The 21,995-nt window shown below is 39.9% G+C and carries 23 protein-coding genes; 10 read left to right on the plus strand and 13 right to left on the minus strand.

Annotated elements, in window-relative coordinates; genetic code table 11:
• Positions 1–17: 17 nt before the first annotated feature.
• The 4 genes from V7L07_RS04000 to V7L07_RS04015 all read right to left on the minus strand — a co-directional run bounded on the left by V7L07_RS04000 (position 18) and on the right by V7L07_RS04015 (position 2,452).
• Positions 18–701, minus strand: a complete 684-nt coding sequence (locus V7L07_RS04000; protein WP_335055283.1) for an SAM-dependent methyltransferase — start codon at positions 699–701, stop codon at positions 18–20.
• Positions 702–713: 12 nt separating this feature from the next.
• Positions 714–1,277 (minus strand): Uma2 family endonuclease, encoded by a 564-nt coding sequence (locus tag V7L07_RS04005; RefSeq protein WP_335055286.1) that lies wholly within the window; start codon positions 1,275–1,277, stop codon positions 714–716.
• Positions 1,278–1,445: 168 nt separating this feature from the next.
• Positions 1,446–1,685, minus strand: a complete 240-nt coding sequence (locus V7L07_RS04010; protein WP_335055288.1) for a type II toxin-antitoxin system Phd/YefM family antitoxin — start codon at positions 1,683–1,685, stop codon at positions 1,446–1,448.
• A gap of 35 nt (positions 1,686–1,720) precedes the next feature.
• The gene (locus V7L07_RS04015) at positions 1,721–2,452 is read right to left on the minus strand and encodes an ABC transporter ATP-binding protein (protein ID WP_335055290.1); all 732 of its coding nucleotides are present in this window, start codon (positions 2,450–2,452) and stop codon (positions 1,721–1,723) included.
• Positions 2,453–2,613: 161 nt separating this feature from the next.
• On the opposite strand from V7L07_RS04015, the gene V7L07_RS04020 reads away from it, so the two are divergent.
• The gene (locus V7L07_RS04020) at positions 2,614–3,465 is read left to right on the plus strand and encodes an Rpn family recombination-promoting nuclease/putative transposase (RefSeq protein ID WP_335055535.1); all 852 of its coding nucleotides are present in this window, start codon (positions 2,614–2,616) and stop codon (positions 3,463–3,465) included.
• Positions 3,466–3,467: 2 nt separating this feature from the next.
• On the opposite strand, the gene V7L07_RS04025 is transcribed toward V7L07_RS04020, so the two are convergent.
• From V7L07_RS04025 to V7L07_RS04050, 6 genes are all read right to left on the minus strand, one after another.
• Positions 3,468–4,259: an ABC transporter ATP-binding protein gene (locus V7L07_RS04025; RefSeq protein WP_335055292.1), complete on the minus strand. Its 792-nt coding sequence runs from the start codon at positions 4,257–4,259 to the stop codon at positions 3,468–3,470.
• 52 nt (positions 4,260–4,311) lie between these two features.
• Positions 4,312–5,250: a branched-chain amino acid ABC transporter permease gene (locus V7L07_RS04030; protein WP_335055294.1), complete on the minus strand. Its 939-nt coding sequence runs from the start codon at positions 5,248–5,250 to the stop codon at positions 4,312–4,314.
• A 54-nt stretch (positions 5,251–5,304) separates the two neighbouring features.
• Entirely contained in the window at positions 5,305–5,907 is a 603-nt protein-coding gene (locus V7L07_RS04035; RefSeq protein WP_335055296.1) for a Uma2 family endonuclease, read from the minus strand.
• Positions 5,908–5,921: 14 nt separating this feature from the next.
• The gene (locus V7L07_RS04040; RefSeq protein ID WP_335055298.1) at positions 5,922–6,872 is read right to left on the minus strand and encodes a branched-chain amino acid ABC transporter permease; all 951 of its coding nucleotides are present in this window, start codon (positions 6,870–6,872) and stop codon (positions 5,922–5,924) included.
• A gap of 7 nt (positions 6,873–6,879) precedes the next feature.
• Complete coding sequence (locus V7L07_RS04045; RefSeq protein WP_335055300.1) at positions 6,880–8,148, minus strand: ABC transporter substrate-binding protein; 1,269 nt, start codon at positions 8,146–8,148, stop codon at positions 6,880–6,882.
• Between the two features lie 477 nt (positions 8,149–8,625).
• On the minus strand, positions 8,626–8,949 hold the full coding sequence (locus V7L07_RS04050; protein ID WP_335055302.1) for a DUF6464 family protein: 324 nt from the start codon (positions 8,947–8,949) through the stop codon (positions 8,626–8,628).
• Positions 8,950–9,506: 557 nt separating this feature from the next.
• On the opposite strand from V7L07_RS04050, the gene acnB reads away from it, so the two are divergent.
• The 5 genes from acnB (at position 9,507) to V7L07_RS04075 (ending at position 15,317) form a co-directional block, all read left to right on the plus strand.
• The gene (gene acnB, locus V7L07_RS04055; RefSeq protein ID WP_335055537.1) at positions 9,507–12,170 is read left to right on the plus strand and encodes a bifunctional aconitate hydratase 2/2-methylisocitrate dehydratase; all 2,664 of its coding nucleotides are present in this window, start codon (positions 9,507–9,509) and stop codon (positions 12,168–12,170) included.
• Positions 12,171–12,324: 154 nt separating this feature from the next.
• Positions 12,325–14,031: a DUF262 domain-containing protein gene (locus V7L07_RS04060; RefSeq protein ID WP_335055304.1), complete on the plus strand. Its 1,707-nt coding sequence runs from the start codon at positions 12,325–12,327 to the stop codon at positions 14,029–14,031.
• Positions 14,032–14,243: 212 nt separating this feature from the next.
• Positions 14,244–14,663 carry an endonuclease domain-containing protein gene (locus tag V7L07_RS04065; RefSeq protein WP_335055307.1) on the plus strand — a complete coding sequence of 140 codons (420 nt, stop codon included), beginning with the start codon at positions 14,244–14,246 and terminating at the stop codon, positions 14,661–14,663.
• 182 nt (positions 14,664–14,845) lie between these two features.
• Positions 14,846–15,058, plus strand: coding sequence for a hypothetical protein (locus tag V7L07_RS04070; RefSeq protein WP_335055309.1), 213 nt, complete (start codon positions 14,846–14,848; stop codon positions 15,056–15,058).
• Entirely contained in the window at positions 15,045–15,317 is a 273-nt protein-coding gene (locus V7L07_RS04075) for a type II toxin-antitoxin system RelE family toxin (RefSeq protein ID WP_335055311.1), read from the plus strand. The genes V7L07_RS04070 and V7L07_RS04075 overlap by 14 nt, the downstream gene beginning before the upstream one ends.
• Before the next feature lie 222 nt (positions 15,318–15,539).
• Here the strand turns inward: V7L07_RS04075 and V7L07_RS04080 are convergent, their stop codons facing one another.
• From V7L07_RS04080 to V7L07_RS04090, 3 genes are all read right to left on the minus strand, one after another.
• Positions 15,540–16,292, minus strand: a complete 753-nt coding sequence (locus tag V7L07_RS04080) for a hypothetical protein (RefSeq protein WP_335055313.1) — start codon at positions 16,290–16,292, stop codon at positions 15,540–15,542.
• 363 nt (positions 16,293–16,655) lie between these two features.
• The gene (locus V7L07_RS04085) at positions 16,656–17,051 is read right to left on the minus strand and encodes a hypothetical protein (protein WP_335055315.1); all 396 of its coding nucleotides are present in this window, start codon (positions 17,049–17,051) and stop codon (positions 16,656–16,658) included.
• 1,377 nt (positions 17,052–18,428) lie between these two features.
• The gene (locus tag V7L07_RS04090) at positions 18,429–18,713 is read right to left on the minus strand and encodes a hypothetical protein (RefSeq protein WP_335055316.1); all 285 of its coding nucleotides are present in this window, start codon (positions 18,711–18,713) and stop codon (positions 18,429–18,431) included.
• A gap of 301 nt (positions 18,714–19,014) precedes the next feature.
• Between V7L07_RS04090 and V7L07_RS04095 the strand changes: the two genes are divergently transcribed.
• From V7L07_RS04095 to V7L07_RS04110, 4 genes are all read left to right on the plus strand, one after another.
• A complete protein-coding gene (locus V7L07_RS04095) occupies positions 19,015–19,320 on the plus strand; it encodes a hypothetical protein (RefSeq protein ID WP_335055317.1) in 306 nt (101 codons plus the stop codon).
• Between the two features lie 2 nt (positions 19,321–19,322).
• Positions 19,323–19,544 carry a hypothetical protein gene (locus V7L07_RS04100; protein ID WP_335055319.1) on the plus strand — a complete coding sequence of 74 codons (222 nt, stop codon included), beginning with the start codon at positions 19,323–19,325 and terminating at the stop codon, positions 19,542–19,544.
• Between the two features lie 879 nt (positions 19,545–20,423).
• Positions 20,424–21,521, plus strand: coding sequence for a Gfo/Idh/MocA family protein (locus V7L07_RS04105; protein WP_335055321.1), 1,098 nt, complete (start codon positions 20,424–20,426; stop codon positions 21,519–21,521).
• A gap of 7 nt (positions 21,522–21,528) precedes the next feature.
• Positions 21,529–21,774 carry an HNH endonuclease gene (locus V7L07_RS04110; protein ID WP_334780151.1) on the plus strand — a complete coding sequence of 82 codons (246 nt, stop codon included), beginning with the start codon at positions 21,529–21,531 and terminating at the stop codon, positions 21,772–21,774.
• The last annotated feature ends 221 nt before the right edge of the window (positions 21,775–21,995 follow it).

A 21,995-nucleotide genomic window follows, 5' to 3' on the forward strand; every position in this document is an offset into this window, starting at 1 on the left:
GACACAAAATTTAAATCTTACATTGAATTGATACGCAAGATTTGGTTGCCATTCTTCTGAAATTCATAAGGTACTTGCTTGATTTCCACTGAATAATGGCGTTGTTGTAGTTCATTGATAACTGGCTTCAGGTGAGGAGATGCTTCACCGGATATTTTTAAGAGTGGAAAAATGCGTACCTCTTTGGCAACTCGGCACATCTCTAAAACTGATGCCAGATGAAATTGTTCTGAAAACTGATCGGAATAAGTAAATAATAAGTGGGAACACAAAGCTAAATCAAACTGATGTGTTTCAAAAGGCAAGACAGGTAATTCATCTGTTATATAACGCTTTTCATTAATTCCTAAAAGTAAATCTGCCACAAATTTTTGCATCGCTGCCATACGAATTTGACCCATCTGTTCAGGCGACTGGATATTCTGCCAAACATAATCTTCTCGGTTGGCTTTAACACCATCTATAACTGTTTGATAAATATCTTCAATGCGGTTACTAATTACATCTGCTGTGAATTGATAAATTGGATCGCAAGAAACAATCTTGTATCCTTGAGCAGTCATTTCCGCATTGAAACTAGCAGGGCCACCAGCGCAATCGAGTATAGTTAACCTTAGTTCTTCAGGAGTTAAGTCAAACATCTTAACGTATTCTTCCATCGAACGTCCCCAAGGAATGACATCTTTAAGTTTAAAACCCATTATTCTATGTTCCTACAACTTCAACCATCCAAATAGTTGCCCTACAGTTAACTGAAAACTGCTAACTAAATCGGGAACTGGTAATATTTCTTGTTCTTCTTGTAAAAGTTCTGGTTGCTGCTTTGGCGGATAAACTAAAACAGAACGCTCATCTGGATCAATCAGCCAACCAAAGCGACTACCATGTTTTAAACAATGTAGAATATTTCCCGTTACTTTAGTCTGGCTTTGATCCGGCGAAAGAATCTCAATCGTCCAGTCTGGATATGTCTTGAAGACATTAGCGACATCTCCACGCTCATCTATAGGAATCCGTTCCCAAGCAAACACAGCTACATCAGGAACAATTGAGCGTTCGCCAAAAGTACACCTCAGTTCTGGAAAAGCTAGGGCAATCTTTCGACTTTCAACTACTTCATTTATACCTGTGACTAACTTACCCTGTAATTTGCTATGTTTTCCTTGTGGCATTGGCTTTTGAATAATTTGACCGTTGATGTATTCTGAGCTAGGTTTTGTTTCTGATAGTTTCAAAAACTCTTCTAAAGTTAGGGGTTTAGTTGGTGATTTTACCATCTGCTTGTACTTCCTAATTTTTTACATACAACAATCATTATCGTTTAAAATTTTAACTAGGTATATTTGACAAACGGCGTTGGCTATGGACACCGTTCGCGTAGTGTCTCGTAGAGAAGGTATCGCTACTAATAAACCACAGGAAAATATGGGTATTTAGTAGTAGTTTTATTTACCCTGAAACTCACTTATAATATTCTCTGGCAGTGGTTCATCAAAATCATCGGGTACAATAAACTCTCCTGTACAGAGTCCGAATGGTCTAGAGATATTAGGTGTTTTTAACGTCGGTTTAATTTCAGCAATTGGCTTTCCACCACGTATAATTATAAGAGTTTCCCCAGCTTCAACGCGCTGAAGATAGCCTAATAAATCACGTTTTATTTCATCGACACTAATCCAGGTCATAAGAAATCTATTGGATTATTACTCTACTATAATCATCACCCTAAATAAGCTTTTTTAACCCGCTCATCACTAATCAATTCTGATGCTGCACCTGTTAAAGTTATAGAACCAGCCTCTAGAACGTAACCGCGATCGGCAATTTGTAGCGCCAAATTCGCGTTTTGTTCAACTAACAAAATAGTCACGCCTGTAGCTCGGAGATTTTCAATAATTGAGAAGATTTCCCGGACGATCGCAGGTGCTAAACCTAAGCTAGGCTCGTCTAAAAGTAAGAGTTGTGGTTTACTCATGACAGCACGTGCGATCGCTAACATTTGTTGTTCACCACCGCTAAGAGTTCCTGCTAGTTGATTGCGTCTTTGTGATAAACGGGGAAATAGCTCAAATTGGCGCTGAATATCTGCTTTGATCTCGGCTTGATTAGAGCGAATATAAGCACCCAAAAGTAAATTATCAAATACTGTTTGCCGCGCTAACACTCTGCGTCCTTCAGGACAATGGGCAATACCAAGTTGTACAACCTCATGAGTTTGGCGGCGGGTAATATTATGTCCATTATAGATAATTACACCACTCTTAGGATTAACTACTTTACTTATGGCGCGGAGTGTAGTACTTTTACCAGCACCATTAGCACCAATTAAAGTAACTACTTCGCCTTTTTGAATAATTAAATTAATCTTTTTGAGAGCTTGGATACCGCCATAATTTACATCAAGTTCTTGAACTTCTAAAATTGTATAATTTGGTTTACTATCGGCTTTCATCGGCAGTTTACATCCAGAAATGTTGATTCAAAACCTAACATACATCAATCATACATTTCTTAAAACAGTGCGTAGACATTGCTTCAACTTAAAAACCAACGCCAGAATACTGCCATCTTTATGATGTACCATTGATTACTGATAAAGATATTAAGCGTTCTGTGGCAAAAGTAGCAGATATTGGTAGCAAGCGACTAATTAATTTAGCTCCAGATGCATGGGTACAATGGGTGACACAGCGTCCTGAAGTCGTGGCAAAAGAAATTCTCGGTTCTGAATTTCAGTGGATTAGTCGAGAAACAGATGTGTTGGTGAAAGCATACAGTGCCACTCACGGCGATTTTCTCGTACTCAACGAACTACAACTGCGTTACACTGCACAGATGCCTCTACGGATGAGAGCTTATGCTGCCTTGGCACAAGAACGGTATCGATTGCCAACTTACCCAGTACTGATCAACATTTTACCGCCTCCACCTACGTTAACTATTGTTAATAGTTACGAGCAGGAATTTTTAGGATTACGTGCCATTCAAGATTATCGCGTGATTAATTTATGGGAAATCGATGCTGAAATAGTCTTTCAGCAACCACTACCATCGTTGTTACCCTTTGTGCCAATCCTGCGAGGAGGGGGAGAAGTATCGGTTGTGCAACGCGCATTACAGGCGCTAAGAGCAGATGAACAGCTGAACCAATTAGAATCATTGCTGGCATTTTTTGCTAGCTTTGTGTTAGACACGCCTTTAGTGCAACAAATCATGAGGTGGGATATGGCAGTATTGCGAGAATCGCCTTGGTATCAGGAAATTGAGCAAAGAGGTATTCAGCTAGGCCTTCAGCAGGGTGTTCAACGGCAGTTAGTACGAGTATTGCGACGACGCTTTGGTGAAATTCCTCATGAAGTAGAAGCAAGGCTTGAGAGCGAAAGTGTGGAAAAATTAGAAAATTTAATGGATAGCGCGATCGCAGTGAATTCTTTAGACGAATTTGTGGTAATTTTGTCTAGATAAATTCAATCATTTCCCAAATAAGCTTCAATTACAGCCGGATCATTTCTAACTATAGATGGTTCACCCAAAGCAATTAATTGACCAAAATCTAACACCGCAATGCGATCGCACAAACCCATAACCAATGGTACATGGTGTTCTATAAGAATGATCGTCAAATTGAAGCGATCGCGCAGGCTACGGATAAATTCACTCAATTGCTGCTTTTCATTGGGGTTCATTCCCGCCGCAGGTTCATCGAGAAGTAAAATTTGCGGTTGTAATGCCAAAGCACGGGCAATTTCTAGCCGCCGCTGATCGCCATAGGCAAAGTTTTTGGCTTTTTCGTCAGCGCGATCGCTTAATCCCACCAAATCTAATAAGTCTAAAGCTTTTTGCTTAGTTTTCAATTCTTCACGAGGCGCTGGTGGTAATCCTAAAACTCCTGTAATCATATTACTTTTAGTGTGTAAATGTCGGGCAATTATCACATTTTCTAAAGCTGATAATTCCCCAAATAACCGGATATTTTGGAAGGTACGGGCAATACCTAAAGCCGCAATTTGATGAGGACGCAGTTGGGAAACTTCTGCACCTTGATAAATTAATTTACCGCTAGAAGGTGGAATAAAAGCAGTAATCAAATTAAACAGTGTTGTTTTGCCAGCACCATTAGGGCCAATCAGTCCAAAAATCTCATGTTTATTTACACCAAAAGATACATTATTTACTGCCACTAAACCACCAAAGCGGCGAGTTAATGCTCTTGATTCTAAGACAATACTGCTGTTATTTATTGGAAGACTATGTGACATTTTTGCATACTATTATGAATTATAAAACTTACGCAATAACTCTCTAAAAATCTTACTCTTTTGCGCCCTTTGCGGTTCGTTTTTTCCTTTGAAAAATATCTGGAGTAATTAGCCCTTGAGGAAAAAAGATTGTACCTATTACTATAAGTAAGCCAAAAATAATTAATCTCCCATCGCGCAAAAACTGCGCTAACCAATTAGGTAAACCACCAGTATCAGCAAGGCTTCGCAGAATCTCTGGTAAAGCTGTAAATACCATACCACCAACTACCGGCCCTAAAAAAGTTCTCGAACCACCAATTAAAACAAAAGTTAAATATATAATACTAGCGTCAAAAGTACCTTGACGAGCATTCCAAGTATTGAGAAAGTGGGCACTAATAGTACCTACAACCCCTGCAAGTATAGCCCCTAATGTAAACGCTAAAACTTTGTAATAAGTAGGATTGATTCCCATTGCACCCGCAGCTAATTCATCTTCGCGGATAGCGATAAAAGCCCTTCCTACGCGGATACGTTCTAAACGATAAAGCAGCACCATACTAATTAACAGTAATGGCAAAGCAATCCATAAATACTCAAGTTGTGTTTGGAAAGGTTGAGGAATGCCAAAAATTCCGACAGCGCCGCCTGTAATATCCAGATTGAGGGAGATAACGCGCAGAACTTCGACAAAAGCAATAGTTGCGATCGCTAAATAAATTCCTCGCAATCTCAACGCCGGAATTCCCACTATTACACCCAATACACCAGAAATTATACCCGCAATTAACATCTCTAATAACAACAATGGAATGGGAAATAAACCACTGCTAGGAGTTAAAACTTTTGTGGATAAAATTGCTGCAATATACCCACCTAAAGCATAAAATCCTGGACTAGCTAAAGACAATTGCCCTGTCATTAGCGGTAAGTAAAGTGACAGTCCTAATAGCGCCCCCAATACCATAGAAACAATTAAAGAAGCGTAAGTAGCGAAAAAATCAGCCATTTATTTTAAAGTATTTCCATATAAGCTCAATTAAACTATCACTTTTATCAATTATTAAGCTGTTAATATTTGCTCTGCTGTCAGCGCCAGTTCAGGAAAAGTTCGTGACACAATTTGTTCTGAACCTCTAAAATGTGTGCAGTTATATTTTCCCTCAGCATCTAATAGAAAAACAAATACAGCCGGAACTTTTGGATTTCCTAAATACTCTCTTAGCCCAATTGCTAAATAATCTACAATCCAATATTCTGTAATACCTAAACATTGATATTCATCTAACTTATCAATGTAGTCATCTTCCCAATTAGTTGATGTCACCTCCACAGCTAACTGGATAGGTTCTTCAAGTGCAGCATAAGCAGAACGATTTGAACGCCATTTATCTTTATCTATGACACTTACATCAGGCTTACGTCCTTGCTCTATGCCATTGGCAGTTATAGTTTTAAATACTGCTGTATTTTTTACTACGTAATTCAGATTTAGACGTTTAATTTCATCTTTGAAAGAGTCAGCCGTAAAGTCAGCTACATCATCATGATTTCTGGTTGCACGCACTTCTACAATTTCTCCATCTACAAGTTCATATAAACCTGACTCTGGACACTGTTCTAAAAATTGATCAAAAGTTAACTTTTGTTTTGTGTATGTTTTCATAACAATTCGTCTCTTTATACTTTCTGAATAAACCGCCGCCCTAGTAAACCTTGGGGTCTAACTAATAGCATAATAAACAAAATTCCAAAGGCTACTGCGTCTTTATATCCAGAGTAATCGGCGGGTACAAATGCTTCCACTAATCCAATTACCAAGCCTCCCACCACTGCACCAGGAATACTACCTAAACCACCTAAGACAATTACTGCTAAACCCCGCAAACCAAAAGCAATGCCGAAATATGGCCCTGCAATACTAACACTAGAAGCAACTAAAGTTCCTGCTAATCCTGCTAAAAAGCTGCTGATAAAGAATGTTAAGATGATAAAGCGATCGCTATTAATGCCTAACAAACTAGCTGTGGTTGGATCTTCTGCGATCGCCTGCATTGCCTTCCCATATTTAGTCCGATTGATGAAATAGGTAAGAATTGCCACAATTACCACAGATACAGTAAAAATTACCACCTGAACACTGCGAATCGGAATTGGGTTTTCTGGACTACCAAAGTTAATCGCAGGTGGCAAATTACCGTAAGTATTTGCAGGGTATGTATAACTTTCCGCACCTACCAAATACTGGATTAAATTCACAATTACCACTGCTACCCCCAAACTGGAAACAACAGTTAGTAAAGGATCAGATCCTTGACGGCGCAGAGGTTGAAAAGCAACCCGTTCCATCACTACCCCTACCAATCCCGCCAAGGTACTTCCTAAAATCAAGGCGATCGCAAATGGTAATTTTATCGGTAGGGCTGCATTAGCTAACAAGCCATTAAATCCAAAATTTCCACCCATAAGTGCGTAAGTGAAATATGCACCCAAGGTAAAAATCGCACCATGAGCTAAATTAATGATGCCCAAAATAGAATAAACCAAGGTATATCCTAAGGCAAAAATTGCATAGACGCTGCCGATGGATAACCCATTTAATAATTGCTGTAAAAATAGATTGATATTCATTTAGCAATTATTTTAAAAACGTAAATTTACCTTTGCTCCCGTCTTTTTCCATCTTGATTTGGGCAACATAGAAATCTTTTTGCACAACTTCACCTATGGGAGTAAAACCAATTTCACCCAGAGGTGTATTGTATGTTCCAGCAAGTATCTGTTTGTTTAATTCTGTCCGCAATTCTGCTAGCTGTAATTTGTTGACTTTGCTCTTTTTATCTAAAGTTTGGAGTGCTTCGACATAAACCTGTACTGCTGTAAAAGTTTGAGCGCTAAATTGGGGTGGTTCTTTTTTGTATTCGTCAGTATAGGCTTTACGAAACGCTGCGTTAATTTCACCTGGATGTTCTGGACTATAAGCTTGAGCAATCAACACACCATCACAAAGGGCTTTACAAACTGGTAATATATTGGATGTATTTAAACCATTTCCACCAACGATTAAGCCTTTATAACCAAGTTCTCGTAATTGTCTGACTAAATTTCCACCATCGGCAGCCAACCCAGAAATAATGACCAAATCTGGTTTGAGATTAATGGCATTGGTAGCTTGACTTTGAAAATCTGTATCACTAGTTTGGAACTTTTGGACTGTTATTAATTCCAGCCCTTGATCCTTAACTGTTTGTTGAAAAATTTCCGTTTCTGACTTGCTAAATGCATCATTTTGAGCATAGAAAACTGCGACTTTTTTCAGTTGGGGGTTTTGCTTAAGTGCAGCTTTCACTGAATTAGGTGCGACAACGGAAACTGGTGCGGAAACACGAGCAACGTAATCACCAATTTCGGGAATGCCTTTAGCAGTATTTGATGGGCCAATAATTGGTACTTTTGCACGTTCGCCAATGGGGTCAGCACTAAAGGCTTGCTGTGATAAAGTTGGGCCTACAATACCGATAACTTTATCTTTGTTAATGAGAGTTTGAAAAGCGTTAATTGCCCCAGCTTCATCACCACTAGTATCTTGAAAAACTAATTTAATTGGTGTGCCATTAACCCCACCTTTACTATTGAAATATTTCTCGGCAAGTTTGGCTCCAGCAACTTCCTCTTGTCCTAGTAATGCCACATTGCTAGTTTGTGCAACAGCAATACCGATGGGAATAGCACCTGACAATGTACCTGTTGTTCCCGTGGTATCGGTTGCAGTGTTATTTGGGGTACTTGAACTATTAGTTGGAGAACTTGTCACAGGGCTATTGCCACCACCATCACCACCACAGCCTGTTAGTAGTAAAGCACAAGTTGATAATAATGCTGTTGTCCGAGCGATCGCGTTGTTCATCGTTGAATAATCATGTAGTTATGAGATATTCGTGAAAAACTCATAATCTGCAAATAAAGTAACGCAGATTTACACTTTTGCACGAATTCTATTAAATCATTCTTATTTCACCATGCAAAGAGAAATATTCAAAGTGTTTGTAAATACAAATTATTATAATTAGTGATGATTTTATCATTCCTCCGTTGTAGTACAGCACGGCGTAAACAGATATACCAGTCTAAATCCCTGAAAACCTTACGCTGTATTAATTTTGAATTTTGAATTTTGTTAGCGCAGCGTTAGCGAGTCTTCTCCCTTGGCGTTAGCCTCTCCCTTTGGGAGAAGGGGAGACGCCAAGGGCGAACGAGCGTTACGAGCGTCATTTTGAATTCCGCCTTGCGGTACTAGTGCTATGAAGTCCCTGACAAAATCTCCAGGTTAGAGCGTCTGCGTTAACCAGGTAATTTTAGCTTGTTGAGTATTCAGTCAGAAATTTTAAGTCTTTTTTTCACTACCAGCTAATTCCTTTGGTTCGTAGTGACGGCAACCGTTACATGGACCATCGGGATTGATTGCACAGCGAATGTAGCCAGATCGAGCATTAAACTTGCAGCTGATATCGCCAATTAGATAACCCACCCCTTCTAAATAATAGCGATCGCCTGCAACCAATCTCACATTTTGCCGTTCCTGCACCACTGGAAAATTCGTCGCGGCTTGTCTCATCCGTAAGCGCGATCGCTGGGTTTTGCGGATTATCCACAGGGAAAATAGGGACGGTAAAAAACCAACGGCAATCACTAAAAGTGTCTTTAACACCTTCTTTTTACCTCTTTTGTGCGCTGATTGATTTTCCCTAATGTTGCACTCTAGTTTTACGGAAGTGCAAATATTAGGGCAGCTTTGCCTCTTTGCCCCCACCTATGGTTGCAATTAGCAGCAATGGCAGTGAAGTTCTTTCCACCACTTCAATCAGCATAACTGCTACAACCTCAAGGGTGAAATGCCGTTGAATGTCGATAATTTTAAGATTTGTTAACTAATACCTTTTTGAACAAGCATTTGGTTTCAGCCTTAGAGGATATTTTTGACTCTCACAAAAATAGCATGAACCGAAAATCACCAAATTTCATCAAAGTCAACACCCTAGTTGGAGAGCAACTAAATTTATTTATGGAACGAAATAAAAACATTGTTTGTGTAGTAGCTAATTCCATTCGCCCAATACCTTCCAAACTTTCAGTATAAAAAAAACTGCTAATAATCGATTACCAGTAAGGCTTTTAGTAATAAAAGTAAGCTAAAGTTTTATAGCCAAGTATTGCCTAAAAATATTTCATAATTAAAGGGAGAAAATCCCAATGGAGAAGATAAAAATGCTAGAACAATATCGTAAACACCTTGCCGAAAGAGCAGCACTCGATATTCCCCCCTTACCATTGGATGCGAAGCAAACCTCAGAATTATGTGAATTACTGAAAAATCCGCCCAAGGGTCAAGAGGAGATATTATTGCATTTATTGAGCGATCGCGTTTCTCCTGGTGTTGATCCAGCAGCTTATGTCAAAGCTGGATTTCTTACCGCCATTGCTAAGGAGGAAATTACCAGTCCGTTGATTGCGCCCATCGAAGCGGTGCAATTGCTGGGCACAATGATTGGTGGTTACAATGTGCAATCTTTAATTGATTTGCTGCAATTGCCCACTGTATCCCTCTCAGACTCTTCCGAAACACCTCTAGTAATGGGCGGACAAGGAAAGGAACCCATCGCCGCCTACGCCGCCAACGCCTTAAGCAAAATCCTCTTGGTGTATGACGCTTACCACGATGTTCTAGAGTTATCTAAAACTAATCCTTACGCCAAGCGGGTGATTGACTCTTGGGCGGAAGCTGAATGGTTTACCCTCCGCCCAACAGTTCCAGAAGCGATTACTGTCACAGTTTTTAAAGTTCCTGGTGAAACCAATACCGACGATTTATCCCCCGCCCAAAGTGCCACAACTCGCCCAGATATTCCCTTACACGCCCTAGTGATGCTAGAGTCACGGCAACCGGGAAGCTTGGCAACCATAGCCGAATTGAAGAAAAAAGGGCATCCCGTAGCTTACGTGGGAGATGTAGTTGGTACTGGTTCCTCGCGTAAATCTGCCATCAACTCAGTATTATGGCATACAGGAAATGATATACCTTTTGTGCCAAACAAACGCGCTGGGGGTTATATTTTAGGTGGTGCGATCGCGCCAATCTTCTTTAACACAGCAGAAGATGCCGGTGCTTTGCCTATTCAGTGCGATGTCACAAAACTAGAAACAGGTATGGTGATTACCATCCATCCCTACAAAGGTGAAATCACCAACGAAGCAGGCGAAGTTATTTCCACCTTTGACCTCAAACCTGATACTATCCTCGATGAAGTCCGCGCAGGTGGACGCATCCCCCTACTTATCGGACGTACCCTCACCGACAAAACTCGTCTTGCACTTGGTTTAGAACCTAGCACCGTTTTCACCCGTCCCCAGCAAGCCTTTGATACAGGGAAAGGCTACACCTTAGCACAGAAAATGGTAGGAAAAGCTTGCGGATTACCTGGTGTGCGTCCCGGTACATCCTGCGAACCAATCATTACTACCGTTGGTTCTCAGGATACCACAGGCCCCATGACCCGCGACGAATTGACAGAACTCGCCTGTCTTGGTTTCAGTGCAGACTTAGTGATCCAAAGTTTCTGCCATACTGTTGCTTATCCCAAACCAGTAGACATCAAAACCCATCACGAACTCCCCGATTTCTTTGCCTCTCGTGGCGGTGTCGCCCTCCGTCCCGGTGATGGTATCATCCACTCTTGGTTAAATCGGATGCTGCTACCCGACACCGTGGGAACTGGCGGCGACTCTCACACCCGCTTTCCCTTGGGTATTTCCTTCCCCGCCGGTTCTGGATTAGTCGCTTTTGCAGCCGCCTTGGGTGTCATGCCTTTAGATATGCCAGAGTCAGTTTTGGTAAGATTTAAAGGAGAATTGCAACCAGGTATTACCCTGCGCGATGTCGTAAATGCCATTCCCTACGTAGCAATTCAAAAAGGTTTGCTGACAGCAGAGAAGCAGAACAAGAAAAATGTCTTCTCTGGGCGAATTCTAGAAATAGAAGGTTTGCCAGATTTAAAAGTTGAACAAGCCTTTGAACTCACTGATGCAAGTGCCGAACGTTCTTGTGCCGGATGCACAATTAAGCTGAGTGTAGAGACAATTTCGGAATATCTGCGTTCTAACATAGCGCTGCTGAAAAATATGATCGCACGGGGTTATCACGATGCCCGTACCATGCTGCGCCGTGTGGCCAAGATGGAAGAATGGTTAGCAAATCCCGTCTTATTAGAAGGTGATGCCGATGCGGAGTATGCCGAAATAATTGAAATTGATTTGAACGAAATCAAAGAACCAATTGTTGCTGCTCCCAATGACCCCGATAATGTTAAGTTATTATCGGAAGTTGCTAACGATCCAGTACAAGAAGTATTCCTCGGTTCTTGTATGACAAATATCGGTCATTATCGCGCAACAGCCAAAGTTTTGGAAGGTGCAGGTGAAGTGAAAACCCGCCTGTGGATAGCACCACCAACCCGCATGGATGAACACCAATTAAAAGAAGAAGGTGTATATAGCATTTTTGGGGCTGCGGGTGCTAGAACAGAAATGCCAGGATGCAGTTTGTGCATGGGTAATCAGGCGCGAGTTGCTGATGGCACAACAGTATTTTCTACCTCTACCCGCAACTTCAATAATCGCATGGGTAAAGATGCGCGAGTGTATCTTGGTTCAGCAGAATTAGCCGCAGTTTGTGCGCTGCTGGGGCGACTTCCCACAGTACAGGAATATTTGGATATTGTGGCGAGTAAAATTGAGCCTTTTGCAGATGATTTATATCGGTATTTGAACTTCGATCAAATTGCTGGTTTTGAGGATGAAGGGCGCGTGATTCCGTTGGAAGATATGCCGAGGCTTGAGGATATTTTGGGTATGCCGACTGCTGCGAGGTACTAATAATTTCTCTTAAGTCGTCGCAGGTTCAAGCTTGAGGCTATACTGATTAAGCCCGTCCATACGGGCTTTTTTGCTGATTATTACAGATAAATATTTTTTAAGCAAAATTACGATTATTATTTTTAATATAGTTTAAATTATACTTAAGTTCAGAATGAAAGCCTCAGAAACGATTCTCCGTCACTTGCTAGAAGGTGGTAAACAGTTTCAAATACCTCTGTTTCAACGATCCTACTCTTGGAAACAGGAAAATTGGAAGACTCTTTGGGAAGATTTGATGAGTCTCTACAATGATGAAATACAGGGTTCTTATTTTCTTGGCCCCATAGTCACACAGGCAGAATTAGGAACAGCTGACGGCATCACTCCATATATTGTAATAGATGGGCAACAACGTCTTACCACCCTTAGTATTCTCCTAGCAGCATTACGAAATCATGTCAAAAAATCTGATAAACAAATGTCTGAACAGATATATGAATGTTATTTAATTAACAAATATCATAAAAATGACGATTACTTTAAAGTGCTACCTACCCAGAATGATCGTGAGGCATATAAAAGTATAGTTGAAGCTAAAACAGCTAAAACAGCTAAAACAAAAAATCCAGAATCGCAGTCAGGGCAAATAAATGAAGCTTATAGTTTTTTTGATAAACGCCTGAAAGAATCTGTCCCTAAGCAAGATATACCTCTTGATTTAACAAAATTGCAAAGAATTATATTAGAGCAATTAGTTATAGTAAATATCACTTCTGATGCAAACGATAACCCATATCTTATCTTTGAAAGTTTAAATAATAAGGGAGAAGAACTAACTCAGGTAGACTTGGTTCGTAACTATATATTTATGAGGTTACCGCATGGAGAGCAAGAAGAGGTATATGAGAACGAATGGTTACCTTTTGTAGAAACTTTTAAATCTAGTTTTAGCCAAAAATTCTATTCAGATGAATTAACAAATGCATTTTGGTTTTATCTACGTAAAGATGGTGAAGCAGTTAACCAAAAAGAAATTTACAAAAATATCAAAAAACGCTTTGATAAGTCAGAGATTGGTGTAAAGTCTGAGCTACAAAACCTTATACAGTTTGCCAAGTATTACCAGCGTCTGAATTTCTGTGAGCAAGAACCAGAGATTAAATTAAGATATTTCTTCCAGCGATTAAAAAGGCTTGACTTTACAACTTGTCATATATTCCTACTCAATGTTTATCACGAGTATGAAGAGGAACGCTTATCGCTTGATAAGTTTGAAGAAATTTTGCGTTATCTAGAGTCTTATTTTGTACGTCGTTTATTTGCTGGAATTTCCACCAAAACTTTAGGATCAGTTTTCAACGCTTTGTACTCTGAAGTCCAGAAAGTAAATCCTAGTGATGTGGTTGATGGATTACAACAAGTCTTGAAGGGTTATGATAAGAGCAAAGTTTGGCCTGATGATGATGCATTGCGTGATGGGATTATTAACAAGGGTGTATACACTACAAGTTTAAGTGATAGAGCGAAGCTTCTTTTAGAGAGTCTAGAGTCATCTCTTACTAAAGAAAAAGTTAAGTCAGAGAGTTTAACTGTTGAACATATCATGCCCCAGACATTAAATAAAGAATGGAAAACAATGTTAGGGGTAAATCATGCTTCTGTTCAGAAAAAATGGCTACATACGTTAGGTAACCTCACATTAACAGGATATAACTCTGAGATGGGTAATAAACCTTTTTCAGAAAAGCTAACATATTTCAATACTAGCAATTTGTCTTTAAACCATTATTTTAGACAAATAAATGTTTGGAATGAAGAAGCAATCAAAAAACGTGCAGAATATTTAGCTGATATAGCTATTAAAGTCTGGCCTAGATAAAAGAAGTATTTCATTCAAAGAATACCAATACTTGGTTGAGTCCTTTATAGACTTGCGATCGCACCCTCTCACTTCGCACACAGACCTAACCCCCCAACTCCCTTCCCTGCAAGGGAAGGGGGAGAAATCCGGCTCCCCTCTCCGCTTCGGAGAGGGGCTGGGGGAGAGGTCAATCATAATCTAAAAATAAACACCTATTTCATACTTCATAAATGAATAATCCAACACCCGAAGAACCCTACCCACTGACAAAAGAGGGAACTCGCAATATTGTAATCGGATACAAAGCAGACTTAGTTAAAGTGCAGCGTGCCAAAGAACTACGTCAGCAAATGACACCAGAAGAAAAAATTCTTTGGCAACATCTTCGTGCTAATCGCCTGAATGGTTTGCACTTTCGCCGTCAGCAGATTATCAATGGCTTTATTGCAGATTTCTACTGTCACGCAACTGCATTAGTGATAGAAGTAGATGGCAAAATTCATGAACAACAAGCTGAATATGATGCAGAACGGGACAAAGTTTTGTCAGCTAGGGGACTGCGTTTGTTGCGAATTAAAAATGAAGAAGTGAGACACAAACTTGATAAAGTTTTGATGCGTATTTCCCTAGCTTGTTCTCAACAGACCTAACCCCCCAAGTCCCTTCCCTACCAGAGAAGGGAGAGAAATCCGGCTCCCCTCTCCGCCTCGGAGAGGGGTTGGGGGAGAGGTCAATCCATGCGATCGCGATAAACTGTTAAAATCTAATTACCTGACACCAAAATTTTAACAGGTGAACACCAATGGATTTCTACACATAGGAGTTATTAAAAATGCTTGAAGTTCACAAGAACTATGTTCTCGACGAAAATCAAAAACCTATTGCCGTACAAATTCCTATCGCTGAATTTGAAAAGATTGAAGAAATTCTTGAAGATTACGGTTTAGCAAAACTCATGGAGGAAGTAGAGGAAGAAAAACCATTATCGAAAGATGAAGCACTACAATATTATCAATCACTAAAAGAAGAAAATGTGGCAAGTTGAATATACCAAAAGATTCTTGAAAGAACTTGCTGCTTTACCAGTTGAGATTCAAAGCCGCATAGAACCTATCGTGTTTCAAGAGCTTGAATCAGAGAATCCGTTTGAATTAGGATATATTGAAAAACTGAAAGGCTATAGTGATAAATATAAAATTCGAGTTGGTGATTATCGGATTGGTGTTACTCTTGATCAAGAAACAAAAACATTAATCTGCCAACGAGTTGCTCACCGCAAAGACATCTACAGAATTTTTCCTTGAAGCACTGAAAAGCTTTTTAATATTACTGTATACACACCCTAATACGATTTGAGCAAAAGCGCGATCGCACAATCATTAAATAAGTCGCTGAATAGCTGAAAATTTAGTGTTTTCAGTACTCGCAGTCTAGACAAAAATTCCTCTAAATCGCCTGATAAATTGGGAGATTTAGAGGATTTACAATAAGAGAAATCGAGCAATTTGACCGCTAAATTCTTCTTATTAACTACAAGTATTTGCTGAAGCAGAATTCACTGTTGTTAAATCGCCAGTGAAAATAACTGTGTATTGATAAGGTGATGAACCAGAACAATTCATGGAATTTGTATTAGCGCGACGGGGAGTCCACCATGATTTTGCTTGCACAGTCAAATTTGCGCCGTTCCATGAGAGAGCATTGACAACTAAAGAGTTAGTTTTGCCATCATCCGCCTTTTTAGCAGATAAGAATGTGGCATAATTAACATCGCCATTGTCTGGATTAATCCGGGCTATAACTGCGACTTTTGGCCCGCCTCCGCTACCATAGTTAGACAGCCAACGTCCAGTAGCAAAGCGGCGAAAATCATTACCTGGTTGAGTGCCGGTGGAAGAGTAAACGCCATATAAAACATTGCTCCCATTCCAATACAATCCATAACCTGTACCATCGTCCCCAGTTGTTTCATAATCATCACGACACCAGGCTTTTATCCCATTATTAAAGCGGATAGTTCTAGGATTTTTGTTATTAGATGAGACTTGCCGATAACCAATGTAAAAGCTTGTTGTTCCACTAACTACTCTGGGGCCATTTTTAGCTTTGATTGTTGCTTCACTATCACCGCAAGTGAATGTCACAGCATTACCAATAGATGAATTTACTATTTGGGCTAAAACTGGAGGAGCTTTTTGTGTGAGTAATAAATCAGATGCTAATACTACAGACAAAGACAAACATGCAAAATACTTTTGTAATTTGCGAGAATAATTCATGGTATGAACCTGCCGAGTAAGTGAAACGAGAAACACCGTATCACTATAAACTCTAATTAGTATTTAGACAAGTAAAATTGTTTCAACCCCCATTTTGCAGCATTTTCAACATTACAAAAAACGAAAATAGACTACAAGTGCATAACAGGATATGCATGAAAATGCTTGATAGTAGCTGTATATAATTGTGATTTCTTAAAGAACATCAGTGAATAAAAGAAATTCCCATGAGCTACGCTCTAGTGTAGGCGATCGCAGCAGTCACAACAATGGTTTCAATGAATAATGTAGCCTTTGTTGATTCTGTATACTCCTGGTGAGAAGCTTTCTTTTGCTCTGTTTTTTGCTTTGTTTCGTCTTTGATTAAGCGGTTTTAGCATTTTCATCTGATACTTCTCCTGTAACAGCTTTCAAGCGGCTCAATCGGCTTTTACGGATACGTTCGCTATCACGAACGCCACCCGCCATCTCATATTCGCTACTGTCTTTGCCATATTTAAAAGCAACCCCCATCACCATCTTATCTGTAAGATTACTTAAACTTTTTTCCATTGCATCAATTTTAGTTTTGGAAGAGTCAATTAAAACCAAAGCAGTGTTATAAGCATCAAGCATAGTTCGTAATTGCTCAATTGATTGAGCTAGGTTTTGCAAATCGCAATTATTACCAAAATCCAAATTTGAATCAATTGCTTTCAGTCCAGCGGATCTCAATTCAGCTTTTTCTAAAACACGAGATGTACGTTTTCTGCGGGACATAAATCTATTCCTTTGTGAAGGTTATAGGGCTAGTTTGCCTTACATCAGTTGTTTTCTGGTTCAGTAAAATTCATGAATAATTGTATTTCTGCAAAAAATACAAACCAATCTGCGTAATTTCTCTTAATTTTTGGTTTGCACCAATTTATCTTCACAGTTGCTTTAATGTTGATGAGGAATATTGCAATGTTGATGAGGAATATTGCAATGTTGGTGAGCAACATTACAATGTTGATGAGGAATGTTGCAATGTTAGTGAGGAATGTTGCAATATTTATGAAAAATATTGCAATGTTGATGCGGAACATTACAAGGTTGATGACGAACATTACAATGTTGATGAGAAATGTTGCAATGTTACAGCAGTTTTTAGGTGTTTAGACCATGAATTAGATGGAGAATGTGGAGTAGGCTTGCCGTAACTTGTACTGAGCGTAGTCAAAGTAGCGTAGTCAAACGGGAGGTCAGAGTGTATTCAATATACTCTGACCTCACTTCCATTCCTCTCTCCTAAAAGGAGAGAGGCTTTGAATTTTGCTCCCCAACGCTAGTAGGGAAGTGGCTGGGGTTCGGTTTGTATTGGACTCAACTGAGAAGCGCTATATAGCAATCCGATTTGATTTCTGAACTTATTTGCGTAGTAGACGTAGGTTGGGTTACGCAAAGCCTCCACCCAACCTAAAATTTTTTTGCTAATGACTTGGGGGATGTAGAAACCCCAATCTCAAGCGAAGCCAAATTGGGGTAGTTCATTACACTAAGATACTTATAGCGGTTCCCATTCAGATGAGGTACAACATTATACCGCAAGGTGTAGGGGTAGGGCACTGCCCATTGGTGTCAACTTAAGCTGGAAATAGCTTATCTGTTGGCTTCCATGCCCGCCCGGAAATTTATTTCCGGGCTAATAGCTTAAGTCTACTGAAGTAGACTGGAGATTTTTAGCGATATTTAGTCATCTTCAGATGACTTTAGCTATTATACGGGAATTTCAATTCCCGGCGGACGAGCGGTTTCACGTTAAGTTGACACCAATGGGCAGTGCCGTGCCCTTACGGGTGTACCTTACTGGGTCGGGAAATGCTATATTTTCTCATCAATATTTCAATAAGTGGTCAGACAAAAATATTTACAGTTATTGCGATTGCTTTATTCTGCAACTCTTGGAGATGCTACCGCGAACGCGACCTTCGCAATAACATTGTGTAATTAATTCTGTCTGACTACTTACTGCTTCACTCATGCCATTTATATTCCCAATACAAAGCTTTCAGAACGAAGACAAAGTAATACTTAGGTACTATCATAGGGCGATCTCAGTGTGCTAGTTGCGTAAGTCCTGTCTAAGTATAAAGACCTCTCCCAACACATCCCCACTTATTCTTCATTTATTTCTGGAGGTTCTTCTAAAAAGCCAGCAATTGGGAGAGGGAATTCACCGCTATTGAGTAGTATTTCAAAGCATTCATCTTCTGAAATTCCGTGTTTTTTAGCTTTGTAGGCTAGTAGCTCTTTAAAGGCTCCGATATTTCTTCTTATATAGAATGAAGTTATTGAGGCTAAGTTAGCTCTTAGAGATCGCTCCATTAGCTTTGAGGCTACCAAAAACCAATCTTTATCAAAATCTGATAAATCTATTGATCCGACATTTAATTTAGCCATTTTTTACTTCTTTATTTTTCCTATATTACACTTATTTGATACTGGTACACCATGTAGTATACTAGTGATATAAGTTACTTACACGAACTTTTTAATATTTTTTAATACGATGTTAAATCTATATAACATTGGTATATTAAAAAGGTGGATAAATATATAACATCTGACCAGACAGGTATACGCTACAAGATTAGACAGAGGATAGTAACTTGTCTTGTAGCTACTTGGACATGTCTAAGACTGTCGGTTTCTTGTCCGTTCTTTGTCTTGTCCACACTTTGACCTGCTACTAATAGAGACAATGTTAGCCACTGACCAAGACACGACCACTAACGATTCACTTGATGAGCCTGAATATACCCGAACGATTGTTGCTGGGAAATTAAAGATTTCAGCAAAAACTCTTGTTCGTTATTTAGCATTTGGTACTGATTATATTCCTGCCTTGAAAGCTTATGTATTGGATGACCGCCCTTTGAACGGTAAACGAATTTTGGAGTCCTATATCAAATATTTAGAAGAAATTCAATATCTAAAGTTAGATTATTTGCCTTTGCGAGTAACTGAGATTTTGAATCATAAATATACACTACTGGAGAGTGATTGATTATGAGTATTTCAGAACTTGTGACATTTTTAAACGGTGTTTCTTATATTCTGGACTCTGTACAAGATTCACCGGAATTAAAAAGATTGATCGAATCAAGATATTACTTGACAAGTAATAATCTAGTTTTCGCTGACATTCTGCTAGTAATCGAAGAAGTATCTAAGGGATTAGCCCAAGCAAATAAATTTGAATTAGATCAAAAACTATTATTGGAAGAATAAATCATACAACTAAAAAATTATGCTCTCAAACATCAGATTTCCGTTATCGATGCCATTGAGATTATATCTTCCAAATTTACCAAAATTGCTCTTAGAGGTTGTTTGAAAAGTAGTTACCTGTGATTTTAGGCACTTGTTGATCCCCCCTAACCCACGCCAGTCGCTCCACTTGGGGAGACCCCAGATGCTCGCGTCGCTAACGCTGTGCTATCGCCCTTGGCGTCTCCCCTTCTCTACGAGACGCTACGCAAAGGGAGAAGACCGCGCTGGCTCCCCTTAAAAATGGGGGAATCGGAATTAAAGTCCCCCTTTTTAACGTGAGTTCGACAAGTCTTATTTGACCTCTCCCCCAGCCTCTCTCCGTGTCGGAGAGGGAGCAAAAGGCTGAATTTTTCGTTGCTCCTCCCTTTCCGTTTCGGAGAGGGAAGTTGGGAGGGAGAGGTTCATCGACCTCACGTCTTTTTAAGGGGAGGCACTGCGTTGGGCGGGTTCCCCGACTTGAAGCACGTGGCGTGGATTTAGGGGAATCTAAAACGTTTTGCTACCAACAAAAGGACTTTTCAAACATTCTTTTACCATAAAATCATTATTTTCGGCTATTGTTTGCGTAAGTCTTAAGATGATTACAATAGAGAATTATCTGGTAAATCCACTTGCACATAAAAGGCTATGCTTTTTTGAGGTGGAATTATTAAGGTTTAACTATAGCGTTTCTTGTTCGGATGCAATATACTTTGACCTCACTTCCATTCCTCTCTCCTAAAAGGAGAGAGGCTTTGAATTTTACTCCCCAACGCTAGAAGGGAAGGGGCTGGGGGTTAGGTCTGTATTCTATGCAACTGAGAACCGCTATAAGTAATTAATGGGAGCAAAAATGATATGATTGGGATTGCGATCGCAGGCACCGGCTTTGGTCAAAAAGTCCACATCCCTGGATTCCAAGCGCATCCTGGCACTGAGGTAGTTGCTGTTTATCACCGAGATATAAATAAAGCCAAAGCTATAGCAGAATCCCATAATATCCCCCACGCTTCCGACTCACTTACAGATATTGTGGCATTACCAGAAGTGCAAGCAGTCAGCATCTCTACACCGCCTTTTTTGCACTATGAAATGGCAAAAACTGTATTGCAAGCTGGGAAACATTTATTACTAGAAAAACCGACAACTTTAAATGTAGGTGAAGCTAAAGAACTTTATCAGTTAGCTAAAGCAAAAGGCGTGATTGCGACTGTAGATTTTGAATTTCGCTTTGTACCAGCATGGCAGCTGTTTGCAGAATTATTGTCAGAAAACTATGTGGGTAAGTTACGTCTAATTAAAATTGATTGGTTAGGTTCTTCTCGTGCTGATACTTCACGCCCTTGGAATTGGTACTCTGACAAAGATAAAGGAGGCGGTGCATTAGGATCTTTGGGTTCTCACGCCTTTGATTATATTCACTGGTTATTTGGGCCAGTCCGTAGATTAAACGCCCATTTAACTACTGCGATTCCCACACGAGTTGACCCTGTGAGTGGGGAATCTAAGTCAGTGGATACAGATGACAACTGTATATTAACCCTGGAATTGGCAGATGGCACACCTTGTCAACTTTCTATCAGCGCGGTTGTTCATGCACCAAGAACCCATTGGGTAGAAGTATATGGCGATCGCGGTACATTAATAATGGGCAGTGAAAATCAAAAAGATTATATACACGGTTTTCGAGTTTGGGGTTCCCAGGTAGGTAAACCTCTAACGGAAATAGAAATACCGAATCGGTTAATTTTTCCCAAAAATCATGCTGATGGGCGCATTTCGGCATTTATCCGCGTCGTAGACCAATGGCTACAGGGAATTGAACGCAATCAGGAAATTACACCGTCACTACGAGAAGGAATTTATTCTCAGTTGTTGATGGATTTATCCCATGAATCTCATCAAAAAGCAAGCTGGGTAGATGTTCCCAGCTTGGAAGGATTTATTAGTAATTAGAAATCAAATGAGCAAAACTCCCCGCATTCGTATTCCGCCGGAAGTAAAGAAATATGTTTTTCAACGTGACCAATACCAATGCCGAAGTTGTGGTAAAACTACTGTAGAAACTAACCTCAGCATTGACCATATCATTCCTCTTGCCCGTGGCGGTCAAAATGATATCAGCAATCTGCAAACTCTTTGCTTGAACTGCAATCAGCAGAAAACAGACAATATTGATCCCCGTTTCCGGCGGCATTTTGATTTATGACGGTTCTCAATCAAGACGCGATTTATCGCCTCTCTACAATTAGAGAACTCCACAGAATGATTGATCCAAAAGCTGTCATTGCGTTCGCCCTTGGCGTTCCCGCAGGGTACGAAACGGAGTGTAGCAAAGCAATCCCAAGATTTTGCGGTTGCTTCATTTCGCTTCTCTACGAGACGCTACCGCGAACGCTCCATTCGCAATGACAATTGGGCATTTCTTTT

It is taken from the genome of Nostoc sp. (assembly GCF_036916985.1).
Taxonomy (GTDB): domain Bacteria; phylum Cyanobacteriota; class Cyanobacteriia; order Cyanobacteriales; family Nostocaceae; genus Nostoc.

What these genes read in the sequence shown, in the direction of transcription:
- V7L07_RS04000 (WP_335055283.1), bottom strand. Translation starts at nt 701, where the DNA reads ATGGGTTTTAAACTTAAAGATGTCATTCCTTGGGGACGTTCGATGGAA.
- V7L07_RS04005 (WP_335055286.1), bottom strand. Translation starts at nt 1,277, where the DNA reads ATGGTAAAATCACCAACTAAACCCCTAACTTTAGAAGAGTTTTTGAAA.
- V7L07_RS04010 (WP_335055288.1), bottom strand. Translation starts at nt 1,685, where the DNA reads ATGACCTGGATTAGTGTCGATGAAATAAAACGTGATTTATTAGGCTAT.
- V7L07_RS04015 (WP_335055290.1), bottom strand. Translation starts at nt 2,452, where the DNA reads ATGAAAGCCGATAGTAAACCAAATTATACAATTTTAGAAGTTCAAGAA.
- V7L07_RS04025 (WP_335055292.1), bottom strand. Translation starts at nt 4,259, where the DNA reads ATGTCACATAGTCTTCCAATAAATAACAGCAGTATTGTCTTAGAATCA.
- V7L07_RS04030 (WP_335055294.1), bottom strand. Translation starts at nt 5,250, where the DNA reads ATGGCTGATTTTTTCGCTACTTACGCTTCTTTAATTGTTTCTATGGTA.
- V7L07_RS04035 (WP_335055296.1), bottom strand. Translation starts at nt 5,907, where the DNA reads ATGAAAACATACACAAAACAAAAGTTAACTTTTGATCAATTTTTAGAA.
- V7L07_RS04040 (WP_335055298.1), bottom strand. Translation starts at nt 6,872, where the DNA reads ATGAATATCAATCTATTTTTACAGCAATTATTAAATGGGTTATCCATC.
- V7L07_RS04045 (WP_335055300.1), bottom strand. Translation starts at nt 8,148, where the DNA reads ATGAACAACGCGATCGCTCGGACAACAGCATTATTATCAACTTGTGCT.
- acnB (WP_335055537.1), top strand. Translation starts at nt 9,507, where the DNA reads ATGCTAGAACAATATCGTAAACACCTTGCCGAAAGAGCAGCACTCGAT.
- V7L07_RS04060 (WP_335055304.1), top strand. Translation starts at nt 12,325, where the DNA reads ATGAAAGCCTCAGAAACGATTCTCCGTCACTTGCTAGAAGGTGGTAAA.
- V7L07_RS04065 (WP_335055307.1), top strand. Translation starts at nt 14,244, where the DNA reads ATGAATAATCCAACACCCGAAGAACCCTACCCACTGACAAAAGAGGGA.
- V7L07_RS04070 (WP_335055309.1), top strand. Translation starts at nt 14,846, where the DNA reads ATGCTTGAAGTTCACAAGAACTATGTTCTCGACGAAAATCAAAAACCT.
- V7L07_RS04075 (WP_335055311.1), top strand. Translation starts at nt 15,045, where the DNA reads ATGTGGCAAGTTGAATATACCAAAAGATTCTTGAAAGAACTTGCTGCT.
- V7L07_RS04080 (WP_335055313.1), bottom strand. Translation starts at nt 16,292, where the DNA reads ATGAATTATTCTCGCAAATTACAAAAGTATTTTGCATGTTTGTCTTTG.
- V7L07_RS04085 (WP_335055315.1), bottom strand. Translation starts at nt 17,051, where the DNA reads ATGTCCCGCAGAAAACGTACATCTCGTGTTTTAGAAAAAGCTGAATTG.
- V7L07_RS04090 (WP_335055316.1), bottom strand. Translation starts at nt 18,713, where the DNA reads ATGGCTAAATTAAATGTCGGATCAATAGATTTATCAGATTTTGATAAA.
- V7L07_RS04095 (WP_335055317.1), top strand. Translation starts at nt 19,015, where the DNA reads ATGTTAGCCACTGACCAAGACACGACCACTAACGATTCACTTGATGAG.
- V7L07_RS04100 (WP_335055319.1), top strand. Translation starts at nt 19,323, where the DNA reads ATGAGTATTTCAGAACTTGTGACATTTTTAAACGGTGTTTCTTATATT.
- V7L07_RS04105 (WP_335055321.1), top strand. Translation starts at nt 20,424, where the DNA reads ATGATTGGGATTGCGATCGCAGGCACCGGCTTTGGTCAAAAAGTCCAC.
- V7L07_RS04110 (WP_334780151.1), top strand. Translation starts at nt 21,529, where the DNA reads ATGAGCAAAACTCCCCGCATTCGTATTCCGCCGGAAGTAAAGAAATAT.